This window comes from Moorena sp. SIO4G3, assembly GCF_010692305.1.
Taxonomy (GTDB): domain Bacteria; phylum Cyanobacteriota; class Cyanobacteriia; order Cyanobacteriales; family Coleofasciculaceae; genus Moorena; species Moorena producens_A.
Genome location: NZ_JAAHIG010000687.1, coordinates 1 through 2035, shown reverse-complemented (window position 1 = coordinate 2035; position 2035 = coordinate 1). Strand labels below are relative to the sequence as shown.

General features: G+C 43.2%; 2 protein-coding genes and 1 rRNA gene. 2 read left to right on the top strand and 1 reads right to left on the bottom strand.

Features of this window, described 5'->3' with window-relative positions; translation table 11 throughout:
* On the top strand, positions 1-791 hold a 791-nt coding region (locus F6J99_RS44585), incomplete at its 5' end, for a PrsW family intramembrane metalloprotease (protein WP_293123747.1).
* 176 nt (positions 792-967) lie between these two features.
* Entirely contained in the window at positions 968-1747 is a 780-nt protein-coding gene (locus F6J99_RS44580; protein WP_293123744.1) for a pentapeptide repeat-containing protein, read from the top strand.
* Positions 1748-1910: 163 nt separating this feature from the next.
* Here the strand turns inward: F6J99_RS44580 and rrf are convergent.
* Positions 1911-2028, bottom strand: a 5S ribosomal RNA gene (gene rrf / locus F6J99_RS44575).
* Positions 2029-2035: the final 7 nt, after the last annotated feature.

The following is a 2035-nucleotide window of genomic DNA, read 5'->3' as shown; positions in this document are numbered from 1 at the left end:
TAGTTTTTAATCTTTTGCTAGCTGCCTACTTGGCAGGATTAGCCTATTACTTTGTTTACCAACTTTGTGGCAAACCTAAACCTTGGTGGGTGCTGCTGGGTAGTACTCTATCCACCAGTTTAATTTTGGTCAGTCCGCTGCTGCCCCTATTTATCAAAATTTTTCGGGGAATTTTACCTGGCGATATACCACAACTAGGTGAAGTTATCAACTTGACTACTTTATTCATCCGGATGTTTTTTGGTGCTGGGTTAATGGAAGAGTTGCTCAAGGCTATACCTATGCTGGGACTATATGGTTTGGGACATTTCCTGCGTACCCCTTGGCGAGAAAGAATTGGTGTCTGGGAACCCCTCGATGGAATTTTATTGGGGACAGCATCGGGGGTGGGATTTACTTTGGTAGAAACCTTAGGGCAATATGTGCCGAATATTATAGATGGTGTGATACTGCCAAGTACTGAGTTGGAGGGTGACCTGTTAGGATTGCAGTTGCTGATTCCTCGAGTTCTTGGGTCAGTGGCAGGACACATGGCTTATAGTGGATACTTCGGGTATTTTATTGGGTTAAGCGTCCTCAAACCCCGTAAGCGTTGGCAGATCATAGGCATTGGCTATCTGAATGCTTCTGCTCTGCATGCCTTGTGGAATGCCATGGGATATGTTAATAGTATACTCTTGGCAATAGTTGGGGTTGTGTCCTACGTCTTTTTAACAGCGGCAATTCTCAAAGCAAGGGCACTGTCACCAACGCGATCGCAAAACTTCGCCACCCAATTTTTTAAAAATTAGGGATAATTATGAAAGTTTAAGCTTTAAAGTTTAAGGTTTAAAGTGTAGCCTTTAAAGGGGTTTAGACGTTTAGCCTATCACGTTAACTAAAAACTGTAACCACAACTAGGATTGACACTTCATAATTCATAATTGCTAATTCATAATTAGCAGCTGTTGGAAAAACAATAAATTCCATGAACATCAAACTCACAATTGTCACCACTGCGGCTTTACTAACTACGACCAGCCTCAGCACCATTGCTAAAGCTGAAAATCTAGCTCATACTCAACAGTTACTGTCAACCAAACAGTGTCAAGGGTGTGATTTAACTAGGGTAGGTTTGATTATGGCTGACTTAGTGGGTGCTAATCTCGCTGGGGCTGATTTGAGTCGTGCTAATCTCAGCCGTGCTAATTTGACAGGAGCTGACCTCAGTGGTGCCAATCTCAGTGGTGCTTCTCTCAATGGTGCTAATCTTGCTGGTGCTAATCTTGCTGGTGCTAACTTATTCAGTACTGACCTGAGGGAAGCGTTTTTAGTTAATGCCCAATTGTATGGTGTGAGCTTGAGTAATGCTTATATACAAGGAACCATTGGTATTCCAGATTATGCAGGTACCCCAGAAGATTTTTATGCGTGGGGAGTAGTAGAAGCCAAAAGAGGTAACTACAAAACTGCCATTGAGTATTACGACAAAACCTTGAGCATGAAGCCTGACTTTGCTCCAGCTTTTTTGGCTCGTGGTATGGCTCGTTTCCGACTGGGAGAGGAAGTAGCAGCGAGCCAAGATGGTACTATTGCTAGTGAACTCTTTAAAGAACAAGGAAATATTCCTGGATACCAGGCGTCACAGAGTTTGGTTAAAGGGATAGAAATTGCCCAAAATTCTGCAAGCTCTAAAGGAGGTTCTAATTTAGGCAACGCCTTGGCATCGGTTGGCAGCATACTCTTGAGATTTCTTTCTCCCTTTTAAGTTGGTATTTTAAGTGGCTAAATTTTAATAAGTCGCTAAATTTTAGGTGTGGCCTGATCGCCAAGCACAACTATCCCTATTTCCTAGAACTATCCCTATTTCCTAAAATACAAAACCTCCTCAGGTCAAGATTACCTAAGGAGGCTTTAGTCTAAATTAATTATCCTGGCACTGAGCTATTTTAGCAGGCAGCTACCCACCAACTATCTTCGCCGCAGCTACGTTTCACCTCCGAGTTCGGGATGGGGTCGGTGTGGTTCCGTCGCGCTATAAGCACCAGGAAGTGCT